Origin of the sequence: Ralstonia flaminis, assembly GCF_958415495.1 — a bacterium.
Classification (GTDB): domain Bacteria; phylum Pseudomonadota; class Gammaproteobacteria; order Burkholderiales; family Burkholderiaceae; genus Ralstonia; species Ralstonia flaminis.
The window spans coordinates 186,141-206,238 of the sequence record NZ_CATZLL010000004.1 but is presented as its reverse complement, the minus strand read 5'-3'; the positions used below and the strand labels follow the sequence as shown (position 1 = coordinate 206,238).

Here is a 20,098-nt window from a genome sequence, read left to right as displayed (position 1 = left end):
GCCCCTACATCCCGTATCGACCAAGCCATGAAAAACCATTCGCCCCTGCGCAGGACCCTGACCATCGCCGCCACGCTGCTCGCCACGTTGGGCGCCCCCGCCGCATTTGCCAACAGCGATGCACCACCACCGACGGCTGCAAAGCAACTCCGCATCGGCTATCAGAAATACGGCACGCTGACGGTGCTCAAGGCGCGCGGCACGCTGGAAAAGCGCCTCGCTGCGCAAGGCATCGAAGTGAAGTGGACCGAGTTTCCCGCTGGCCCGCAGTTGCTCGAAGGTCTGAACGTGGGCGCCATCGACTTCGGCACCACTGGTGAAGCGCCGACGATCTTCGCGCTGGCTGCCGGCGCGCATCTCGTCTACGTCGGCAACCAGCCGCCCGCTCCGGCAGGCGAGGCGATCATCGTGCCGAAGAATTCGCCGCTCAAGAGCGTGGCAGACCTGAAAGGCAAGCGCGTCGCCTTCAACAAGGGCTCGAACGTGCATTACCTGCTGGTCAAGCTGCTGGAGAAGGCCAACGTGCCCTACAGCGACATCCAGCCCGTCTACCTGACGCCCGCAGATGCGCGTGCCGCCTTTGAGCGTGGCGCCGTTGATGCCTGGGTGATCTGGGACCCGTTCTTTGCTGCTGCCGAGCATCAACTTGGCGCACGCGTGCTGGCCGACGGCACGGGCGTGGTCAACAACTCGCAGTACTTCCTGGCGTCAAAGGGCTACGCGACTGCGCGGCCCGATGTGCTGAACATCGTGCTCGATGAGTTGAAGAAGACCGACACGTGGGCAGCGGCCAACCCGAAGGACGTGACGACCATTCTCGGTCCGCAACTGGGCCTGGAGCCTGCCGTGGTGGCCCGCTCGGTTTCGCGCATTGCTTACGGCATCCAGCCTGTCGGTGCCGAAGCGCTGGCCGATCAGCAACGTATTGCCGATACCTTCCACGCGCTCAAGCTGATCCCGCGTCCGGTGAAGGTGGCGGACTCCGCCTGGAACCCGCAGCCCGCTACGCAGCAAGCCGCACGTTGATCGCCATGACCATTGATATTCAACGCCGCCGCTTGCTGACAGCCTCTGCCGCTGGTGTATCGCTGGCTGCGCTCGGTTCGGTAGCCCATGCTGCAAACACGACGGGCGCACCCGCGAATCTGCCGAAGATCACGCCGCCCGCACAGTTGCGTATCGGCTTTCAGAAGAGCGCGGTCAACCTCGTCATCGTCAAGGAAACCCGCGCGCTGGAGCAGCGCTTTCCTGACACCAAGGTGAGCTGGCTGGAGTTTCCGGCTGGGCCGCAACAACTGGAAGCGTTGTCCGCTGGCAGCCTGGATCTGGCCATCACCGGCGATACGCCGCCCGTGTTCGCGCAGGCGGCTGGCAAGGACTTGCGCTACGTGGGCGTGGAGCCGCCCAAGCCGGACAGCTCGGCCATCCTCGTGCCGCAGGGCTCGCCGCTCAAGACGCTGGCCGATTTGAAGGGCAAGCGTGTGGCGCTGCAGAAGGGCTCCAGCGCGCATTTCCTGATCGTGCGCGGGCTGCAGAAGGGCGGGCTGACCTTTGCCGACATCCAGCCCGTGTATCTGACGCCTGCCGATGCGCGTGCCGCCTTCGAGCGCGGCGCGGTCGATGCCTGGGGCATCTGGGACCCGTACTACGCCGCCACAGAGCTGGCCATCAAGCCGCGCGTGCTGGCCACGGGGCGCGGGCTGTCGTCCAACAACTCGTTCTACTTTGCGCCGACGGCCTGTACCGAACGGCATGGCGACACGCTTGCCGCAATCTTTGCCGAGCTATCGCGTGCAGACCGTCTCGTCCAGGAAAACCGCAAGGAAGCCGCGCAGCGCCTTGCGGACTTCTCCGGCTTGTCGCTGGCGACGGTGCATCTGTTCCTCTCGCGCCGGCCGCCGTCACCGGTGCGCCCGGTCACACCCGAGGCAATTGCCGAGCAGCAGCGCGTGGCAGATGCCTTCCAGGGGCTCGGGCTGATTCCGCGTGCGGTCAAGCCGGTGGAAATCGTCTGGCATCCGACGCCAGCACAACTGGCCATCGCCCGCGCATAACTGAGCAGAACACATTCCAAGGAGCAGTCATGCAAGTCTTCTGGTTCATCCCCACCCACGGCGACAGCCGCTACCTCGGTACCGCCGAAGGCGCACGCCAGGTGGACCACACCTATCTGCAACAGGTGGCCGTGGCTGCCGATACGCTGGGCTACGAGGGCGTGCTGATCCCTACGGGGCGCTCGTGCGAAGACCCGTGGATCGTTGCGGCCAGCCTGATTCCGGTGACGAAGCGCCTGCGCTTTCTGGTGGCAGTGCGCCCAGGGCTGATGGCACCGACGCTGGCTGCACGCATGGCTGCTACGTACGACCGCCTCTCGCAAGGTCGCCTGCTGGTGAACCTGGTCACTGGCGGTGACCCGGCCGAGTTGGAGGGCGATGGGCTGTTCCTCAATCACGCGGAACGTTACGAAGCCTCCGAAGAATTCATCCGCATCTGGCGCGAGACGCTGGCGGCCAGCCACGAAGGTGCGGCGCTTGACTACACCGGAAAGCACCTCAGCGTGAAGGGTGCCAAGGTGCTGTACCCACCAGTGCAGCGGCCACATCCGCCGGTGTACTTCGGCGGCTCATCGGAAGCCGCGCATGAGTTGGCGGCCGAGCAGGTCGACACGTATCTCACCTGGGGCGAACCGCCTGCCGCCGTGGCCGAGAAGCTGGCCGACGTGCGCAAGCGTGCCGCAAAGCATGGCCGCACGGTGCGCTTTGGCATCCGCCTGCACGTGATCGTGCGCGAGACGGAAGAGGAAGCGTGGGCAGCAGCCGACAAGCTCATCAGCAAGCTGGATGACGACACCGTTGCTCGCGCGCAGGAGGCCTTCCGCAAGATGGATTCGGCCGGCCAGCAGCGCATGGCCGCCCTGCACGCCAACGGCGTCAAACGCACCCGCGCCGATCTGGAGATCAGCCCGAACCTGTGGGCCGGCGTGGGCCTGGTGCGCGGTGGTGCAGGCACCGCACTGGTGGGCGATCCGGAAACCGTGGCCGCCCGCATGAAGGAATACGCTGACCTGGGTATCGACACGTTCGTGCTCTCCGGCTATCCGCATCTGGAAGAGGCATACCGCTTTGCCGAACTGGTGTTCCCGCTGCTGCCGCGCTCGGTGCGCGACAAGCTGCCGGGCAACGTGCTGAACGGGCCGTTTGGCGAGGTGATCGCCACCGGCATCGTGCCGCGCGTGGCGGCAAGCTGAAGGGGTGGGTATGGCATCCAAATCGACAACGAAAGCCAACGCCTTCGTGCGCGCAGCGCGCCAGCGTCTGGCGCCGTGGATCGTGCCGCTTCTGCTGCTGGTGTTGTGGCAGGCGTCGGCGCAATGGGGTTGGCTGTCGAACCGCATCCTGCCGGCGCCGCTGGACGTGGCTAAATCCGCCATTGCACTGGCGCGGTCGGGCGAGCTGTGGACGCACGTGGCTGTGAGCACGTGGCGCGCGCTGCTGGGCTTTGCGATTGGCGGTTCGCTCGGGTTGGCGCTGGGGCTGCTGACCGGCACCTTCCGCACCGCCGAGACACTGCTCGACACCACGCTGCAGATGGTCCGCAACATCCCCGTGCTGGCGCTGATTCCTCTGGTGATCCTGTGGTTCGGCATTGATGAGTCGGCCAAGCTGTTCCTGGTGTCGCTGGGTGTGTTCTTCCCGATCTACCTGAACACGTATCACGGCATCCGATCGGTCGATCCGGCGTTGGTGGAGATGGCGCGCAGCTACGGCCTGTCGCGCGCGCAGCTCTATCGCGAGGTCATCCTGCCCGGCGCGCTGCCGCAGATCCTAGTGGGCGTGCGGTTCTCACTGGGGCTGATGTGGGTGACGCTGATCGTGGCGGAAACGGTGTCCGCGCAAGCCGGCATCGGCTACATGACGATGAATGCGCGCGAGTTTCTGCAGACCGACGTGGTGCTGCTCGGCATCCTGCTCTACGCGCTGCTGGGCAAGCTGGCTGATTTGTTGTCACGGGCGTTGGAGCGCTTCTGGCTGCGCTGGCACCCCGGTTATCAGGTCGTGGCCTGAGGAGAACCCCATGCAAAGCAACGCGACCGAACAGGCAGAGCTGGAACGCGTAGAGCACCACGGCACTGCGCTACATATCGAACAGGTCGTCAAACGCTACGGCGATCGTGAAGTGCTGCACGGCATCGATCTGGAGATCACGCCGGGCGAGTTTGTCGTCATCGTTGGGCGCAGCGGCTGCGGCAAGAGCACGCTGCTGCGGCTGATTGCCGGGCTGGAAGGCATTGATGACGGCCACCTGCGCCGCGACGGCGAAACGGAAGGCGGCTTGCACGACGATGCGCGTGTGATGTTTCAGGATGCACGCCTGCTGCCATGGAAGAAGGTGCTCGACAACGTGGCACTGGGCCTGCCGAAAGCGCAACGTGCACAGGCTGCCGAGGTGCTCGCGCAGGTAGGCCTGGCCGAGCGTGCTGGCGAGTGGCCGGCGCGACTGTCGGGTGGGCAACGCCAGCGTGTGGCCCTGGCCCGCGCACTGGTGCACCGCCCACGCCTGCTGCTGCTCGACGAGCCGCTGGGCGCGCTCGATGCGCTCACCCGCATCGACATGCAGAACCTGATCGAGGGCCTGTGGCAGCGCCTGGGCTTTACCGCGGTATTGGTCACGCACGACGTGGCCGAGGCGGTGGCACTGGCCGACCGCGTGGTGCTGATCGAAGACGGCCGCATCGCGCTGGACGAACGCATCGATCTGCCGCGCCCGCGCCACCGGGGTTCGCCCGCATTTGCACGGCTGGAAGAGGCCATTCTCAACCGTGTGATGCAGCGCAAGATCGACCCGAATGAAGTGACCGATGTGCGTTCGCACACGGCGTGGGCATCACCCTTTGATGTATCGGCCACAGCGGTGCGCTGGGCGGTGTAAGCAAGCGAAACCGGTTCTCCTGAAAACATTCATTGGCACGTAGTGCCGTTGTCATCTAAGAAGGAACATCATGACTATCCAAGCGATTAACGTACGCAACCAGTTTCGCGGGCAGATCAAGGAGATCATCCGGGGCGACGTGCTCTCGGAGATCGACGTGGAGACCCCGGCCGGCATCGTCACTTCGGTCATCACCACGCGCTCGGTCGACAGTCTCGGCCTCAAGATCGGCAGTGAAGTGGTTGCCCTAGTGAAGGCGACAGAAGTGTCGATCGCCAAGCTGTAAGAGCCTGTTCGGCCCTTAAACGGGAGATGCGTTCGTCTCAAAAAGGTTTGCGTGGTAGGCGCGGGCCGCCGCCCTTAGTCTTCTAAGGGCAAGGGCCGCAACGCCCCACGCGGGCCTTTTTGAGACGAACCCTCCGGGAAGCTATCCAAAAAGCCGCATGGCCGCGTTGTGGCTCGCTTATGTGGCAGGCCACACCGCGCTCGCCACGCCTTGCCCTGCGACTTTTTGGATAGCTTCGCACTCCCGTTTAAGGGCCGAACAGGCTCTTGGGGGAGGAGACGGCGACCCACACAAGGAGCCCCATCCCATGAGTCTCATGCACACCACCGCACTCGCACAATTTCTCGGTACCCTGCCGAGCGCGCCGACGCCGGACCGCCAGTTGTGGCGCGACGCCAGCGGCCGCGTGCAGGGCCAGTTCTTCCACAGCTCGCTCACCAGCCTGTTTGAACCGGTCTGGCAGCTTGCCGCTGACGGCACGCTGGCGCTCGCCGGCCACGAAGCGCTCATGCGCACGTGGACACGCGGCGGCGATCTGGGCCTGAACCCCTGGAAGCTGTTCTCGCTGGCGTCGGATGACAGCACGCTGGTGGAACTCGATCGCCTGTGCCGACTGGTGCATACGCTCAACTACTTTGCCCGCACCGATGCGCGGCGGCTGGTCGTCAACGTGCACGGCCGCCTGCTGGCAGCGGTGGCAGCGGACCATGGCAAGGCGTTCCATCGTGCAGTGACGGCGCTGGGGCTGTCGCCGGAGCAGTTCGTCATCCAGGTGCCGTCCACAGCCAATGACGATCTGGGCCTGCTGCTGTTCGTGGTGGACAACTACCGACGCAATGGCTTTGCCGTGGCCGTGCAGGCTTCGGACCCGGCGGAAGCCGGCGCGTTGCTCGTGCATGCCAAGCCCGCGTACCTGAAGCTCGATGCGCGGCGCAATTGGGTGACGCGGCACGTGGTGTCGCTGGCCGATTCGGCGCGCGAGCTGGGTGTCACGCTGACCTTGCGCCGCTGCGAGCGCCCCAGCGACCTGGAACTGGCGCGTGCTGCCGGTATCACCCACGTGCAGGGCAGCGTGTTGCCCGGCGCCGAGTCTGAGCCGGAACCTGCAGCGGTATCCGAACCTTTGGTGGTGTCACCGACGCGTGCCCCGATGGCGCAGGCACCGTTGCTGCAGCAGCAATGCGCCGGTTTTTCTCTCATTGAATAGCCGCCTTGCCGGTCACCCGGAAAGCGGCCCCGAGGATGCATTCATGGCACGCAGTGCATTGGCAACTTCACCTGAACCTTCGCGGGACCAACGCGCGACACACGATTGGCACTGGCCGGCCGACGTGGCAATCGTCACGGTGCCCGGTCTGCATGGCAGCGGCCCCGGACACTGGCAGACACGCTGGGAGGCGCGCTTTCCAGAATGGCGCCGCGTCGAACAGACGGATTGGTCGACCCCCGAGCTGCCGCGCTGGTCTGCGCGCGTGGGTGAAACGGTGCGCGCTACGTTGGCCGAGCGTGCGACATCTCGCCAGAAGCGCCGGGTGATTCTTGTGGCGCATAGCTTCGGCTGCCTGGCGTCGATTCATTGGGCCACCCAGGCGCACGAGGCACGTGAGGCGCGCGATTCGGTCGCCGGCATCCTGCTCGTTGCGCCGGCGGATCCGGACAAATTTGGTGTGCGCGATCTGTTGCCGCAGCGCACCTTGCCGTTTCCCGCCGTGCTCGTTGCCAGCCGCAACGACCCGTGGATGCCGCATTGCTACGCGGTCGACTGGGGCTCGCGCTGGGGCGTCGAGTTGGTCGATGCCGGGGCGGCCGGCCACATCAATGCTGATTCCAACCTGGGTGAATGGGAGGCTGGCCTTGCATTGCTCGATCGTCTGATCGGCCGGGCATGTGCACAAGACACCACCCACGACGGTGCAGACTGGCAAGCCCAGTGGGATGTCTTACCGAGCACTCCTTATATCTAAAACGATGATGTACATGCGCAAATATTCGTTTTCGTCATAAGAACAGTTCGCCACAATAGGTTCATCTGCATATCGGCCGCAGTGTTTTTGCTCTGCGGCCATTTTTATCGGTTGCGCTGATGAGCCTGTCTTCTGCGTTGTCCCTCTCAAAGCGGCGTAAGCCCGCCAACGTGCTCCCCGGTTTCGGGCTGGCGCTGGGCTTTTCGCTGCTGTACCTCGCGCTGATCGTCCTGATCCCGCTGTCGGCGACCGTCCTCAAGACGTTCACCATGACGTGGGATGCGTTCTGGACCACCGTCACCGCGCCGCGTGTGGTGGCGTCGTACAAGCTGACGTTTGGTGCGTCGTTGATTGCAGCGGTGGTCAACCTCGTATTCGGGCTGATCGTCGCCTGGGTGCTGGTGCGCTATCGCTTTCCGGGCAAGCAGGTGATTGATGCCCTGGTCGACCTGCCGTTTGCGCTGCCGACTGCGGTGGCGGGCATCGCGCTCACCGCGCTGTATGCGCCGAACGGCTGGATCGGCTCGCGCCTGGAGCCGCTGGGGCTGAAGGTGGCATTCACGCCGCTGGGCATCGTGGTGGCGCTCACGTTCATCGGGCTGCCGTTTGTGGTGCGCACGGTGCAGCCGGTGCTCGAAGATCTGGAGACCGAGTTGGAAGAGGCTGCCGCCAGCCTGGGCGCCACGCGCTGGCAGACTTTCACGCGGGTGATCCTGCCGACCTTGCTGCCCGCGCTGCTGACCGGTTTTGCGCTGTCTTTTGCCCGCGCCACGGGGGAATACGGCTCGGTCATCTTCATCGCCGGCAACATGCCGATGATCTCCGAGATCACGCCGCTGATGATCTATTCCAAGCTCGAACAGTTTGACTATGCGGGCGCCACGGCCATCGCCGTCGTCATGCTCGGCATCTCGTTCACGCTGCTGCTGGTGATCAACCTGCTGCAAGCCTGGACGCGCCGCCGTGGCAATCGCAGTGACACCATCGAGCGTGCCCCCGAAACCCAGAACATTGCAGGCGCCACCAGCGCGGCAGGAGCCTGACATGGCCGGTACTGTTTCCCGTCAACAAGGCCCGGCACCGGCTGCCGCACGGCGTGGTGCCACGGCGGAATCCGCCTGGGTGCGTGCGACGCTGATCATCGTGTCGTTCGTGTTTCTTGCGCTGTTCCTGTTCGTGCCGCTGGCGAGCGTGTTCTACGAGGCGTTCAAGAAAGGTGTGGACGTCTATCTCGACGCGCTGATCGAACCCGATGCGCTGTCGGCGATTTATCTGACGCTGACGGTCGCGGCGATTGCCGTGCCGCTCAACGTCGTGTTTGGCGTGGCGGCGGCATGGGCCATTGCCAAGTTCGAGTTCCGTGGCAAGAACGTACTGCTCACGCTGATCGACCTGCCGTTCTCGGTATCGCCCGTCATCGCTGGTCTGATCTATGTGCTGCTGTTCGGCGCGCAAGGCTGGTTCGGGCCGTACCTGTCTGACCACGACTTCAAGGTCATCTTTGCCGTACCGGGCATCGTGCTGGCCACCGTGTTCGTCACTTTCCCGTTTGTGGCGCGTGAGTTGATTCCGCTCATGCAGGCGCAGGGCAGCGAAGAAGAAGAGGCCGCCATCGTGCTGGGTGCGTCGGGCTGGCAGACGTTCTTTCGTGTGACGCTGCCTAACATCAAGTGGGGTCTGTTGTACGGCGTGATCCTCTGCAATGCACGGGCGATGGGCGAGTTTGGCGCGGTGTCGGTGGTGTCGGGCCACATTCGCGGGCTGACCAACACGATGCCGTTGCACGTCGAGATCCTCTACAACGAATACAACTTCGCGGCGGCGTTTGCCGTGGCCTCGCTGCTGACGCTGCTGGCACTGGTGACGCTCGGCCTCAAGACACTGGTCGAATGGCGCAGCCGCCGCGAACTGGCCGACGCAGATGCCGGCGTGGGCGAAGGCCCGGGGCATCGCGCCGCACAACAACAGACATCCATTTCGCAGATTCCGCACCCGCACGTCTCCGTGCAATCTCCGCTCGAAGGGAGCGCAGCATGAGCATCCAGGTTCAACACATCACCAAGCGCTTTGGCAATTTCATCGCCCTCAACGATGTCTCGCTCGATTTCAAGCAAGGCGAGCTGACCGCGCTGCTGGGGCCGTCGGGCTGCGGCAAGACCACGCTGCTGCGCATCATCGCGGGGCTGGAGCATGCGGATTCGGGCAGCATCCATCTGAACGGTGAAGATGCATCGGATCAGCATGTGCGCGAGCGTCAGGTGGGCTTCGTGTTCCAGCACTACGCGCTGTTCAAGCACATGACGGTGTTCGAGAACGTGGCCTTCGGCCTGCGCGTGAAACCGCGTTCGCAGCGGCCCGGCGAGGCGCAAATCCGTGCGAAGGTGAAAGAGCTGCTGGAGCTGGTGCAACTGGACTGGCTGGCCGATCGCTACCCGCCGCAACTGTCGGGCGGGCAGCGTCAGCGCATCGCGTTGGCACGTGCACTGGCTGTGGAGCCGCGCGTGCTGTTGCTCGACGAGCCGTTCGGCGCGCTCGATGCCAAGGTGCGCAAGGAGCTGCGCCGCTGGCTGCGCCGCCTGCACGACGATCTGCATGTCACCAGCCTGTTCGTCACGCATGATCAGGAAGAGGCGCTGGAAGTGGCCGACAACGTGGTGCTGATGAACCGCGGCCAGGTGGAGCAGGTCGGCAGCCCCGATGCCGTCTACAACACGCCGGCCACGCCGTTCGTCTACGGCTTCCTCGGCAACGTGAACCTGTTCCACGGCCGCCTGGAAGAAGGCGAGGGCGGCAGCGTGCTGCACGTAGGCGATTCGTCCATCACGGTGACGTCGGGTGGCGTGGATTCGTCGCGTGCCGATCAAGCGGTGGCGTTTGTCCGCCCGCACGAGATTGACCTCGAGCGCTACGCGCCTGGCGCCGAGGGCATCCCCGTGACGCTGCGCCGCGCGCTCACGCTGGGTGCCGTCGCCCAGCTGGAGCTGGAGCGCTCGGATACCGACGACATCATCGAAGTCTCCCTGCCCATCGAACGCTTCCGCGCCGAGCGCTTCCGCGAAGGCGAAACGCTGGTGGTGCGCCCGCGTGCCATTCGCGTGTTTGCACAGGGCGGCGCACAGTCAACCGTGCAAGCCGCCGCTTAACCCCTCACCAATCCGCCGCTCCGACGACAACCATTCGAGAGGACACGAGCATGAACTTTCAGCAACTGCGTTCCATCCGCGAGGCGGTGCGCCGCCAGTTCAACCTGACCGAAGTCGCCAACGCGCTCTATACGTCGCAGCCGGGCGTGTCGCGGCAGATCCGCGAGCTGGAGGACGAGCTTGGCGTGGAGATTTTCGAGCGCTACGGCAAGCGCCTGACCGGCCTGACCGAGCCGGGCCGCGAGATCGTCCGCATTGTCGAGCGCCTGCTGCTCGAAGCCGAAAACCTGCGCCAAGCCGGTGAGGAGTTCTCCGGCCGCCAGTCCGGCCGCCTGACCGTGGCGACCACGCACACGCAGGCGCGCTATGCGTTGCCGAAGGTCGTGCAGTCGTTCCGCAAGGAATACCCGCACGTCACGCTGGCACTGCAGGAGGCATCGCCTTCGCACATCGTCGAACTGCTGCTGACAGGGCAGGCCGACATCGGCATCGCTACCGAGGCTGTGGCCAATGAACCGGGGCTGACCTCGTTCGAGGCCTACCGCTGGCGCCACGTGCTAGTGGTCAGCCCGGACCATCCGCTGACCAAGAATCCGCTGCCCACGCTCGAAGATGTGGCGCAGTATCCGCTCATCACCTACGACGCCGGCTTTACGGGCCGCCGCAACATCGATGCTGCATTTGCCGGCGCCGGCCTGCACCCCGAGATCGTGCTGACGGCCATGGATGCGGACGTGATCAAGACCTACGTCGCGCTGGATGTGGGCGTGGGCATCATCGCGTCGATGGCGTATGACGGCCGCAAGGACGACAACCTCGTCTGCATTGGCGCCGACCATCTGTTCGAGCCGAACACCACGCGTGTGGCGGTGCGGCGTGGTGCGTACCTGCGCGGCTATGCGCACGACTTCATCGGCATGTTCGCCCCGCACTTGTCGCGCGAGACGGTGGCGGAAGCAGTGGCTTCTACGGTGGTTACGCAGGGCGTGCGGGAGGCGCTGGCGGCGTAGGCGCCACACCAGCGGCGCGGGGTGGCAGCCGTTCACCCCTCCAATTCCGCCATTCGTCACACGCCAATGGCGCCTGCCGAGGCGTCATTCCTATACTGCGGACATCTTCGGTTCCACCAGAGACCGCCATGTCCGCCGTCCCCTACAACGCCTCCCCTGAATCTGACGATGCCCTGCTGCGCCGCGCCCGCCACCGCGCCGGCGCACGCATGGGGTTCCGCATCCACCTGCTGTCGTTCCTGGCGGTGAACGCCGTGCTGGCGGCGATTGCGCTCTCACGCGGGCAGTTCTGGTTCGTCTGGCCGCTGCTGGGCTGGGGAGTGGGGCTGGCCGCGCACGGCCTGAGCCTGGCCTGGAGCATGGGCAATGGCTACCAGCGCATGGTCGATCAGGAGCTCGCCCGCTTGAAGCCGCAGGCCGGACAATCGCAATCCGGCCGCCAGTGATGCGGGAAACCCCAAGCTTCAACGCCGGAGAACCCTCCGGTAAGATCGCCCGCATGCTCGCCAATGTGTCGCTTCCTTCGCTTGTCGACTGCCTGCGCTTTGTGCGGCGCTGGCTGATTCGTTACGCCGTCATCATCGTCATCAATACGTTGATCGCGACGGTGCTGGCGTTCGGCATCCGCCCGGAAGAGACGTTCTGGCAGGACTTTGTTTTCAGCCAGTCGATCGGTCTGGCGGTGTTCACATTGATTGGCATTCCGCGCCACGTGTTTTGGGGCGATGGGCCGCCCAGCAAGAAGTTCTTTCCGTGGATTGTGGTCGGCGCGGTGGTGATTGGCGTGCCGTTCGGGCAATGGGTGGCACGCATGATTCTCTGCATGAATGCGCCGATCCCCATGCCGTGGCGTGCCGATAGTCTGCGCATGAGCTTCATCATCACGATGCTGGCCGCGCTGGGGGCAACCTACTACTACTGGTCGCGCGGCAAGTTGGTCGCGCTGGAGCGTCAGGCCGCGCTCGATGCGCTGGACCGTGAAGAGGCCGAGAAGCAGGTCGTGCGTGCGCAGCTCATGGCGCTGCAGGCACAGATCGAGCCGCATTTCCTGTTCAACGTGCTCGCCCATGTGGATGTGCTGATCGCACGGGATCCGGTTGGCGCGCGGCGCTTGCTGCAGCACCTGATTGGCTTCTTGCGTACGTCGCTGTCACATGCCCGCGCCGAGCAATGCACGCTGGCGCAGGAGTTCGCGCTACTCCGCGCGTATCTCGACATTCAGGCGCTGCGTTTCGGCAACCGCCTTCGGTTTTCGCTGACGCTGGACGATGCCATCGCAAACATCGTCATCCCGCCCATGTTGATCCAGCCGCTGGTGGAGAACGCCGTCGTGCACGGCATTGAACCGGCACGCGAAGGCGGGGAGATTGCGCTCTCAGCCCGACGCGATGGCGAGCATCTCGTGCTGCAAGTGCGCGATACCGGCGTCGGCTTCGGCAACGATGGCGGCAAGGGCTCGGGGCTGGGCCTCACGCATGTGCGTGAACGGCTGGCGCGCCTGTTTGATGGTGACGCGCGGCTGACGATTACTGAAACCGTGCCGCATGGCGTGACGATCATCGTTGAGTTGCCGCTTGCACGCGAAACAGCCGGCACGCCCGTCCAGGCCAATGCACCTGAATGGCGCTGCCGTTTTTCCCAGTCCTCACGCCCCGCCGCCAACCCAGCGCTGTCTTCGCGCGCACCCGCCGGAACCTGATCGATGCCGTCTTCCCCCCGCCTGCTGATCGCCGACGACGAACCGGCGCTGGCCGATAACCTGGTCGCCGAACTGGCTGCGCTGTGGCCCGAGGCCACGCTGCTGCCGGCTGTGCACGACGGGCAATCCGTGCTGGACGTGATTGACGATACGCAGGCCGGGCAGGGGCCGGACGTTGTCTTTCTCGACATCCGCATGCCGGGGCTCTCCGGCATCGACGTGGCGCGTGAGCTGTCGGATCGGGAGGACCGCCCACTGGTGGTGTTCGTCACCGCCTACGATCAGTTTGCGTTGGATGCCTTCGAGCAGGCCGCTGTCGACTACGTGCTCAAGCCCGTACAGACCGAGCGCCTGGCCGAGACGGTCAAGCGCCTGAAGCATCGACTGACTGTGCGCCCCAGCAGCAACGGCGCCGCAGACCCGGCACAGACGCTGGCTGAACTCGTCGAACGTCTTGCTGGCTTGCAAGGTGCCGCGCAGACGCGCGTAACGCCACAGGGCGGCTATCTGCGCTTCATCAAGGCGCTGGTCGGGCAAGAGGTGCGCTTCATCCCAGTGGATGATGTACTGTATCTGGAAGCGACCGACAAGTACGTCAACGTGGTCGCCAGCAGCGGTGAATCGCTCATCCGCATGAGCCTGCGTGAGTTGCTGGCCCAGCTCGATCCGGAGCACTTCTGGCAGGTGCACCGTGGCACGGTGGTCAACGTGGCGCATGTGTCAAGCGCCGTGCACCTGTCACTCGGCCGATTGGGCCTGAAGATACGCGGGCGGGCGGAGACGCTGCCGGTGGCGCGGCAGTACGCGCATCTGTTCAGGCAGATGTAGTGCTTTCGGTTGCCCGACACACAGCTTTCGATTTGCCTCGAAAGAGTTACGTCCGGTGTGGGGATTGACGCCCTCGCGTGCCATTGTCTAAATGCTCGTCAACGCAGGTGCGATCAACGTGCCGCATTGGGGGGGATATGGCAATCGGAAGGCGCTGGGGACGCATAGCTGTGCTTGGGGGCGCATTGCTTTGCGCCTGTAACGACATGACCACGTTGCCTGAGGAGTGGGTCAAGACCGTTCGGCAATACAACTACATCGCGGTTTGGCCAGCGCGGCAGGATTTTCAGGTTGGCGATGTCTATGCGATCTGCAACAACCCGTTGGATGGCACTGTCAACAACGCGTTGACCAAAGACGCGTTGCCTACGCTCATTGCCCGGCTGGATATTCGCGAGACGCTGCATAAGAACTACAAAAAATCAGTGACGTTGCCACAACGGCCGATTGATCCGGCATCGGGTGTCCAAGCGGCCGCACCTGCCAGCACGCCCGCGGCAGCCAGCACGCCTGCAGCACATGCCCTGGCGGCGAGCACGCCCGCGGTACTACAAGCCGACGTGCGGCAGATGGCGGTGGCCTTGCCCGACATGGGTTCTGTGCGGGTGGCCGGTGGTCAGTTTGGCGCGACCGTCCCAGGTGGTGCGTTTCTGGCGAGCCTCGGCATTGCATCGCAGTCGTTGAAGTCGGTCTCCATGTCTGTGCCGGCGGCGATTTCCTACGGGTTGCCGCAAAACGACCTGCGTGCATTGGTCAAGAGCGGCAATGCCAACAGTCAAGACAATGTCGCCGTCGCCCGTGAACTGGCCAAGGGCTGTCAGTCGAAATCGGCGTCGCTGGTCGTGATCAGCGAGGTGATTGCTGCGTATGCCATTCGCGTCGATATGGAGTTTTCCGCAGGGACTGAGGCCGGCGCGAAAGCGGCGCTGATGTTGCCAACGGATTCTCGCCGTGCTCTTGTGACCAAGACGCTCGGCAAGTTGTTTGGCGTGGATTTGCCGACTGAGAACGGCGGTACGGGTGGTGACGGAGCCGCGTTGGCCGTAAAAACTGCCAGCGCCCCGGCCGGAGCCAGTGCACCTGCTGCCAGCGCCCCGGCGGCGCAGGGGCCGATTCTGGTGCAGAACGGCAAGTCTCTGTCGGAGTCGACGACGGAGTTGGTCAACGCACTGCGGCAGGCATTTACGATCGACCAACAGGTCGCACCGGATTTTCCAGGTGCAACGGCATCGATCTCATACGCGAGTGACTCCCAGTTGGCGCTCGATACGCGGTTCAAAGAGCCTGTGACGTTTGCCTATCGCTACATGCTGTTGGAGAGCACGGATGTTCCTGTTGCTAGCCAGCAGGTGACCGAAAATCAAAGCGGTAGCAGCGGGAGGAGATCGACGACAGCAAGCGTTGGTAGTCGCACGGAGGCCGCTCCTGCCAGTGCAGAGGAGAAAGTTCGGCTCCAGCCGGCGCCCGCAGCTGTTCCATCGGCAACACGCTAGGCTGGCGCATCGGGCGGTGCGCTCGCATCGCCTTCCGCTATGATCCGTTGTGTCGTCAATGAATCAAGCGCGAGACTACCTGCCATGGAAACAGCAGTTGTAGGCCAACCCCGTCACGGTGGGCAGATTCTCGTCGATGCGTTGGTCGGCCACGGTGTCGACATCGCCTTTGGCGTGCCCGGTGAGAGCTACCTGTCGGTGCTCGAGGGCTTCTATCAGCGCCGCGACCGCGCGCGCTTCATCATCTGCCGGCAGGAAGGCGGCGCCGCCAACATGGCCGACGCCTACGGCAAATTGACCGGTCGCCCCGGCATCGTCTTCTGTACGCGGGGCCCCGGCGCCACCAACGCCAGCATCGGCGTGCACACCGCGTTTCAGGATTCCACGCCGATGATTCTGTTCATCGGCCAGGTCGGCCGCGATTTTGTCGACCGCGAAGCATTTCAGGAAATCGACTACCGCCGCATGTTCGGCCAGATGGCCAAGTGGGTTGCGCAGATCGACAGCGTGGAGCGCATCCCCGAATACATCGCGCGCGCATTCCAAACCGCCACCGCAGGCCGGCCCGGCCCCGTGGTGCTGGCGTTGCCCGAAGACATGCTGACCGAAGTCGCCACCGTGGCCGACGTGCCGCCCGATGTGGCGACGAAAGCGCGCGCCATGGCCTGGCCCGGCCCGCATGACCTCGCGCAACTGAAGGGGCTGCTACAGAACGCAGAGCGCCCGCTGTTGCTGCTGGGCGGCTCTGACTGGACACCGCAGGCCGCCGCCCGCATGCAGGCGTTTGCCGAGCGCTGGAATCTGCCCGCCGGCTGCGTGTTTCGTCGACAGGATCTGTTTGACAACCGCCACCCGAATTACGCGGGCGATGTCGGTATCGCCATCAACCCGAAGCTCGCTGCACGCGTGAAAGAGGCTGATGTGGTGCTCGCCATCGGCCCGCGCCTGGGTGAGATGACAACCTCCGGCTACACGCTGTTCGACGTGCCGCGCCCGAAGCAGACGCTCATCCACGTACATGCGGGCGCGGAAGAACTGGGGCGCGTTTATCAGGCACACCTGATGATCCATGCGTCGATGCCCGCGATGGCTGAAGCGCTGGAAGGCATCTCGCCAGACGCCACGCCACGCTGGTCCGCCTGGACCGAAGCCGCCCATGCCGACTACCTTGTCAACATCGTGCCGCCGCCGTTCACCGGGCAAGGCATCGACATGGCCCGCGCAATGCAATGGCTGCGTGAGCGCCTGCCGCACAACAGCATTCTGACCAACGGTGCTGGCAACTACGCCACGTGGCTGCATCGCTTCTATCAGTATGGCGCGCTGGCCTCGGGCTCGCGCACGCAACTGGCACCGACCAGTGGGGCCATGGGCTACGGCGCACCGGCTGCTGTGGCCGCCAAGATCCTCTGCCCCGACACCCCCGTCATTTGCATGGCGGGCGATGGCTGCTTTCTGATGAACGGCCAGGAACTGGCCACCGCCATGCAATACAACGCGCCGGTCATCTTCATCGTGGTCAACAACAACATGTACGGCACCATTCGCATGCATCAGGAGCGCGAGTACCCTGAGCACGTGAGCGGCACCGAACTGCGCAACCCCGACTTTGCGGCACTGGCCCGCGCCTACGGCGCCGAGGGGCATACGGTACGCTCGCTCGAGGGCTTCCAGTCGGTCATTGAGGCTGCGTTGGTTGCCCCCGTTGCCTCGATCATCGAGGTGCAGACCGATCCGAACATCATCAGCCCGCGTGCGACCATCGATTCGCTGCGAGCACAGTCACGCAGCTAATTTCCTTCTATCAACGCTCAACCCTTCGCCACTGCCATGACGATGACCCCAGTCACTGATCTGTGCGATCTGCACGAAGACAAACTTGTTTACGGAAGCCTGCGTGTGCTCACGCCGGTGTTCCGCAGCTTCGGCAAGCGTGCCGCGTTTGCCGGCCCGGCTTCCACGCTCAAGGTGTTTGAAGACAACGGCCTGGTGCGTGCCGCGCTGGAAGAGCAGGGAGCGGGGCGCGTGCTCGTGATCGATGGCGGGGGCTCGTTGCGCTGCGCGCTGGTGGGCGGCAACCTCGGCAAGCTGGCCGAGGAGAACGGGTGGGAAGGTATCCTGCTCAACGGCTGCGTGCGCGATACGCGCGAGTTGATCGAATGCAACGTCGGCATTCATGCGCTCGCAGTGCACCCGCGCAAGAGCATCAAGAAGAACGTCGGCCAGCGCGAGGTGGGGGTGCAGATGCCGGGCGCCTATATTCAGTCCGGTGAATGGATCTATGCCGATGAAGACGGCGTGCTGGTTTCGCAGGACAAACTCGTATGAGCCCGATCAACGCCATTCACGTGTTCGTCTACGGCACACTGCGCGCTGGCGAGGCCAATGACCTGCGCGTGGCCGCAGCCAAGCGCGGCATTCCCGAACCGGAGTTGTTGGGCACCGCAATGTTGCACGGTCGCCTGTATGACTTTGGCGCATACCCAGGCCTGGTGCTGGACCCGACCGGCACTGCCGTACGTGGTGATGTCTATCGCATCGATGCCGCGCTCGTGCCGGTGCTCGACGAGATCGAAGAGGTGTACCCAGGTGGCGACGCACTCTTCCTGCGCGAGAACCACGCCGTGATGCTGGGCAGCGAGCCCATCGAGTGCATCGTCTATCCAGTCAGCCCGGCGCACATTGCCGGGCGGCACGTTATTACGGGCGGGGACTGGGTCGCGCATCGGCTGGCGCGCGGCTGAAGCTCCACGCTTCTCACCAGGGTTGTCAGAACGCCGCGCTCGCGGCGTTTTTCTTTTGTTCACACAAATCGGTCGGGTCAGGGCGACATACGTCAGGCAACTCTGGGGGGGGGCGGCAGAAAAACGCCTTCTTTATTTAAGACAGCTCTGATATGTCGCCCTAAGGCGCTCTCCTAAGATCGCTCCGCAGATTAGGAATTCTCCCTGGGAATCGTATCGATTTGTCGCACTCGCGGGCTGCGCGGGCGCGACGGTGTCACGCCTTGATCACCTCACGGTGATGTCTGCGGGACGGCCAATATCGGCCTTCTTCATGAGCACTGCGGTGTCTGCGGTATTACGCGCAGCCAGCGCTCTGCGCCTGCTTGCACTGCGTTTGCGTGCGATGTGGTGGGCATCGGTTGCACCGATAAGAAAGAACACCAATGCAGGCTGCCGTTGACCTGCATGGGTATTGCCCACGTGCGTGGGTTTTTTGGGGATGTGAATGATTGGATTGACACCTTCGCCGAGGACAAGCGCGGCCGTGGCTGCACTTCGTGTTTTGGCAGATGGATTGGGCATGGTGTTTGGTGCCGTTGTCGCGCATGAAATGCAGTTGGGCGGCCCTATCGACTGGTCGCGTACGGAAATTCTTGCGAGCGTTTTGGCCGGCTGTCTTGTGCTGGCGGGTCTAGCAATCAGCGGCGTGTATGGCAAGCGTTTCCAGAGCCGGCCGCTGCGCAGCATTCCGAGATTTCTGATCGTCTGGCTGCTGACGCATGGCCTGATTGTCCACCTGTTTCTCGCGGCGCATATGCCGGTGCTCGTGCTCACGCCCTGGGTGGCGGCGTGGACCTTGGCTTCGATCGCCTCGATGCTGGCGTCGCGCGTGTTCAGCGAAATGTTCTGGCGAATCAAGGGTCGCGTTCATGTGGTGATCCGTCGTGTGGTGATCGTTGGGGGGGGCGAACAAACGCAACGTCTGATGGAGCGCGTGCAGAACGACGCGTACATCGTTGTGGGGCAGCTTGACCCGAACAACGCAGCGGAGCAGGCGGATGCCGCTGTGCACAGGCTGGCGTCGATGCAGGACGTCATCGAGTGGGCAGCCGACCAGCAGTTTGATGAGCTATGGCTCGCGCTCCCGCCCTCACAGGAGGAGGAAATCCAGCGCTACCTGCGCGCGATGCAGCATCACTTTGTCGACGTGCGCCTATTCCCTGTCACGAGCGACTTGCCTCTGTTCAATCCGGACGCATCCATGCTGGGTGGGATGCCCGTCATCAACCTGGTGGCATCGTCACGTGACGTGAGTCTGGCGTGGGCCAAGCCCGTGTTTGATCGCCTTTTTGCGCTCGCGGCACTCGTTGGGTTGCTGCCACTGCTGGTGGCGATTGCGCTGCTGGTCAAGGGTACGTCAGCGGGGCCGGTGTTCTTCCGCCAGCGGCGCATGGGGGCAGACGGGCGCGAGTTCACGATCCTCAAGTTCCGGTCGATGCGCGTGCATGTTGAAGAGGCCGGCACGCTGACGCAGGCAAGACAGGGCGACCCCCGTGTCACGCCGATCGGTCGGCTGCTGCGCAAATCGAGCCTGGACGAGTTGCCCCAGTTCATCAACGTATTGCTGGGCCAGATGTCGGTGGTGGGGCCACGCCCGCACGCGTTGGAGCACGACGACTACTACATGCGCCTGGTGGACGGCTACATGTACCGGTATCGCATCAAGCCGGGCATTACCGGCCTGGCCCAGGTCAACGGTTGCCGGGGCGAGACGGCGCGCATCGAATCGATGGCCAAGCGCGTGTCGCTGGACCTCTTCTACATCCAAAACTGGTCGTTCTGGCTGGACCTCAAGATCGTCTGGATGACGGTTTTCAAAGGGTTCAGCGGGCGGAACGCTTACTGATCGGCAGACGCTCATGCGAACTCATTCCTCATTGCTCCCTGCACGTGTGCGTCGCGCGTGCGCTTGCACAGCCGTGCTCGTGCTCGCCGCGCTTGCTGGTTGCAGCATCGTGCC

At 64.1% G+C, this 20,098-nt stretch carries 21 protein-coding genes; 20 read left to right on the top strand and 1 reads right to left on the bottom strand.

Features of this window, described 5'->3' with window-relative positions; translation table 11 throughout:
* Positions 1–27: 27 nt before the first annotated feature.
* The 19 genes from R2N11_RS07835 to R2N11_RS07745 all read left to right on the top strand — a co-directional run bounded on the left by R2N11_RS07835 (position 28) and on the right by R2N11_RS07745 (position 18,096).
* Positions 28–1,026: a sulfonate ABC transporter substrate-binding protein gene (locus R2N11_RS07835; RefSeq protein WP_316680733.1), complete on the top strand. Its 999-nt coding sequence runs from the start codon at positions 28–30 to the stop codon at positions 1,024–1,026.
* 5 nt (positions 1,027–1,031) lie between these two features.
* Complete coding sequence (locus R2N11_RS07830; RefSeq protein WP_316680732.1) at positions 1,032–2,054, top strand: aliphatic sulfonate ABC transporter substrate-binding protein; 1,023 nt, start codon at positions 1,032–1,034, stop codon at positions 2,052–2,054.
* Between the two features lie 29 nt (positions 2,055–2,083).
* On the top strand, positions 2,084–3,247 hold the full coding sequence (gene ssuD / locus R2N11_RS07825; RefSeq protein ID WP_199027565.1) for an FMNH2-dependent alkanesulfonate monooxygenase: 1,164 nt from the start codon (positions 2,084–2,086) through the stop codon (positions 3,245–3,247).
* A 10-nt stretch (positions 3,248–3,257) separates the two neighbouring features.
* The gene (gene ssuC / locus R2N11_RS07820) at positions 3,258–4,064 is read left to right on the top strand and encodes an aliphatic sulfonate ABC transporter permease SsuC (protein ID WP_199027567.1); all 807 of its coding nucleotides are present in this window, start codon (positions 3,258–3,260) and stop codon (positions 4,062–4,064) included.
* A gap of 10 nt (positions 4,065–4,074) precedes the next feature.
* Positions 4,075–4,929 carry an ATP-binding cassette domain-containing protein gene (locus R2N11_RS07815; RefSeq protein ID WP_316680731.1) on the top strand — a complete coding sequence of 285 codons (855 nt, stop codon included), beginning with the start codon at positions 4,075–4,077 and terminating at the stop codon, positions 4,927–4,929.
* A 70-nt stretch (positions 4,930–4,999) separates the two neighbouring features.
* Positions 5,000–5,215, top strand: coding sequence for a TOBE domain-containing protein (locus R2N11_RS07810; RefSeq protein WP_104654962.1), 216 nt, complete (start codon positions 5,000–5,002; stop codon positions 5,213–5,215).
* Positions 5,216–5,522: 307 nt separating this feature from the next.
* Entirely contained in the window at positions 5,523–6,422 is a 900-nt protein-coding gene (locus R2N11_RS07805; RefSeq protein WP_316680730.1) for an EAL domain-containing protein, read from the top strand.
* A gap of 43 nt (positions 6,423–6,465) precedes the next feature.
* A complete protein-coding gene (locus R2N11_RS07800; RefSeq protein WP_316680729.1) occupies positions 6,466–7,179 on the top strand; it encodes an RBBP9/YdeN family alpha/beta hydrolase in 714 nt (237 codons plus the stop codon).
* A gap of 119 nt (positions 7,180–7,298) precedes the next feature.
* Positions 7,299–8,222, top strand: coding sequence for a sulfate ABC transporter permease subunit CysT (gene cysT / locus R2N11_RS07795; RefSeq protein WP_316680728.1), 924 nt, complete (start codon positions 7,299–7,301; stop codon positions 8,220–8,222).
* Between the two features lies 1 nt (position 8,223).
* Positions 8,224–9,216, top strand: a complete 993-nt coding sequence (gene cysW, locus R2N11_RS07790) for a sulfate ABC transporter permease subunit CysW (protein WP_316680726.1) — start codon at positions 8,224–8,226, stop codon at positions 9,214–9,216.
* The gene (locus R2N11_RS07785) at positions 9,213–10,322 is read left to right on the top strand and encodes a sulfate/molybdate ABC transporter ATP-binding protein (protein WP_316680725.1); all 1,110 of its coding nucleotides are present in this window, start codon (positions 9,213–9,215) and stop codon (positions 10,320–10,322) included. Before cysW ends, R2N11_RS07785 begins: the two co-directional genes overlap by 4 nt.
* Positions 10,323–10,372: 50 nt before the next feature.
* Positions 10,373–11,332: a CysB family HTH-type transcriptional regulator gene (locus tag R2N11_RS07780; RefSeq protein ID WP_199027580.1), complete on the top strand. Its 960-nt coding sequence runs from the start codon at positions 10,373–10,375 to the stop codon at positions 11,330–11,332.
* Between the two features lie 128 nt (positions 11,333–11,460).
* Positions 11,461–11,778 (top strand): 2TM domain-containing protein, encoded by a 318-nt coding sequence (locus R2N11_RS07775; protein ID WP_316680724.1) that lies wholly within the window; start codon positions 11,461–11,463, stop codon positions 11,776–11,778.
* Positions 11,778–13,031 carry a sensor histidine kinase gene (locus tag R2N11_RS07770; RefSeq protein ID WP_316680723.1) on the top strand — a complete coding sequence of 418 codons (1,254 nt, stop codon included), beginning with the start codon at positions 11,778–11,780 and terminating at the stop codon, positions 13,029–13,031. Before R2N11_RS07775 ends, R2N11_RS07770 begins: the two co-directional genes overlap by 1 nt.
* A gap of 3 nt (positions 13,032–13,034) precedes the next feature.
* Positions 13,035–13,859 carry a LytR/AlgR family response regulator transcription factor gene (locus tag R2N11_RS07765; protein ID WP_199027586.1) on the top strand — a complete coding sequence of 275 codons (825 nt, stop codon included), beginning with the start codon at positions 13,035–13,037 and terminating at the stop codon, positions 13,857–13,859.
* Between the two features lie 206 nt (positions 13,860–14,065).
* A complete protein-coding gene (locus R2N11_RS07760; protein ID WP_316680722.1) occupies positions 14,066–15,352 on the top strand; it encodes a hypothetical protein in 1,287 nt (428 codons plus the stop codon).
* 84 nt (positions 15,353–15,436) lie between these two features.
* Positions 15,437–17,146, top strand: coding sequence for a thiamine pyrophosphate-binding protein (locus R2N11_RS07755; protein WP_316680721.1), 1,710 nt, complete (start codon positions 15,437–15,439; stop codon positions 17,144–17,146).
* 36 nt (positions 17,147–17,182) lie between these two features.
* Positions 17,183–17,680, top strand: a complete 498-nt coding sequence (gene rraA, locus R2N11_RS07750; protein ID WP_199027592.1) for a ribonuclease E activity regulator RraA — start codon at positions 17,183–17,185, stop codon at positions 17,678–17,680.
* Positions 17,677–18,096, top strand: a complete 420-nt coding sequence (locus R2N11_RS07745) for a gamma-glutamylcyclotransferase family protein (protein ID WP_316680719.1) — start codon at positions 17,677–17,679, stop codon at positions 18,094–18,096. Before rraA ends, R2N11_RS07745 begins: the two co-directional genes overlap by 4 nt.
* A 267-nt stretch (positions 18,097–18,363) precedes the next feature.
* On the opposite strand, the gene R2N11_RS07740 is transcribed toward R2N11_RS07745, so the two are convergent.
* On the bottom strand, positions 18,364–18,660 hold the full coding sequence (locus R2N11_RS07740; RefSeq protein WP_199027602.1) for a hypothetical protein: 297 nt from the start codon (positions 18,658–18,660) through the stop codon (positions 18,364–18,366).
* On the opposite strand from R2N11_RS07740, the gene R2N11_RS07735 reads away from it, so the two are divergent.
* Positions 18,659–19,984, top strand: coding sequence for an undecaprenyl-phosphate glucose phosphotransferase (locus tag R2N11_RS07735; protein WP_316680718.1), 1,326 nt, complete (start codon positions 18,659–18,661; stop codon positions 19,982–19,984). The genes R2N11_RS07740 and R2N11_RS07735 overlap by 2 nt on opposite strands.
* Positions 19,985–20,098: the final 114 nt, after the last annotated feature.

Bases quoted from the DNA above. Each gene is read 5' to 3' on its own strand.
- R2N11_RS07835 (WP_316680733.1), top strand. From the start codon at position 28: ATGAAAAACCATTCGCCCCTGCGCAGGACCCTGACCATCGCCGCCACG.
- R2N11_RS07830 (WP_316680732.1), top strand. From the start codon at position 1,032: ATGACCATTGATATTCAACGCCGCCGCTTGCTGACAGCCTCTGCCGCT.
- ssuD (WP_199027565.1), top strand. From the start codon at position 2,084: ATGCAAGTCTTCTGGTTCATCCCCACCCACGGCGACAGCCGCTACCTC.
- ssuC (WP_199027567.1), top strand. From the start codon at position 3,258: ATGGCATCCAAATCGACAACGAAAGCCAACGCCTTCGTGCGCGCAGCG.
- R2N11_RS07815 (WP_316680731.1), top strand. From the start codon at position 4,075: ATGCAAAGCAACGCGACCGAACAGGCAGAGCTGGAACGCGTAGAGCAC.
- R2N11_RS07810 (WP_104654962.1), top strand. From the start codon at position 5,000: ATGACTATCCAAGCGATTAACGTACGCAACCAGTTTCGCGGGCAGATC.
- R2N11_RS07805 (WP_316680730.1), top strand. From the start codon at position 5,523: ATGAGTCTCATGCACACCACCGCACTCGCACAATTTCTCGGTACCCTG.
- R2N11_RS07800 (WP_316680729.1), top strand. From the start codon at position 6,466: ATGGCACGCAGTGCATTGGCAACTTCACCTGAACCTTCGCGGGACCAA.
- cysT (WP_316680728.1), top strand. From the start codon at position 7,299: ATGAGCCTGTCTTCTGCGTTGTCCCTCTCAAAGCGGCGTAAGCCCGCC.
- cysW (WP_316680726.1), top strand. From the start codon at position 8,224: ATGGCCGGTACTGTTTCCCGTCAACAAGGCCCGGCACCGGCTGCCGCA.
- R2N11_RS07785 (WP_316680725.1), top strand. From the start codon at position 9,213: ATGAGCATCCAGGTTCAACACATCACCAAGCGCTTTGGCAATTTCATC.
- R2N11_RS07780 (WP_199027580.1), top strand. From the start codon at position 10,373: ATGAACTTTCAGCAACTGCGTTCCATCCGCGAGGCGGTGCGCCGCCAG.
- R2N11_RS07775 (WP_316680724.1), top strand. From the start codon at position 11,461: ATGTCCGCCGTCCCCTACAACGCCTCCCCTGAATCTGACGATGCCCTG.
- R2N11_RS07770 (WP_316680723.1), top strand. From the start codon at position 11,778: ATGCGGGAAACCCCAAGCTTCAACGCCGGAGAACCCTCCGGTAAGATC.
- R2N11_RS07765 (WP_199027586.1), top strand. From the start codon at position 13,035: ATGCCGTCTTCCCCCCGCCTGCTGATCGCCGACGACGAACCGGCGCTG.
- R2N11_RS07760 (WP_316680722.1), top strand. From the start codon at position 14,066: ATGACCACGTTGCCTGAGGAGTGGGTCAAGACCGTTCGGCAATACAAC.
- R2N11_RS07755 (WP_316680721.1), top strand. From the start codon at position 15,437: ATGGAAACAGCAGTTGTAGGCCAACCCCGTCACGGTGGGCAGATTCTC.
- rraA (WP_199027592.1), top strand. From the start codon at position 17,183: ATGACGATGACCCCAGTCACTGATCTGTGCGATCTGCACGAAGACAAA.
- R2N11_RS07745 (WP_316680719.1), top strand. From the start codon at position 17,677: ATGAGCCCGATCAACGCCATTCACGTGTTCGTCTACGGCACACTGCGC.
- R2N11_RS07735 (WP_316680718.1), top strand. From the start codon at position 18,659: ATGGTGTTTGGTGCCGTTGTCGCGCATGAAATGCAGTTGGGCGGCCCT.
- R2N11_RS07740 (WP_199027602.1), bottom strand. From the start codon at position 18,660: ATGCCCAATCCATCTGCCAAAACACGAAGTGCAGCCACGGCCGCGCTT.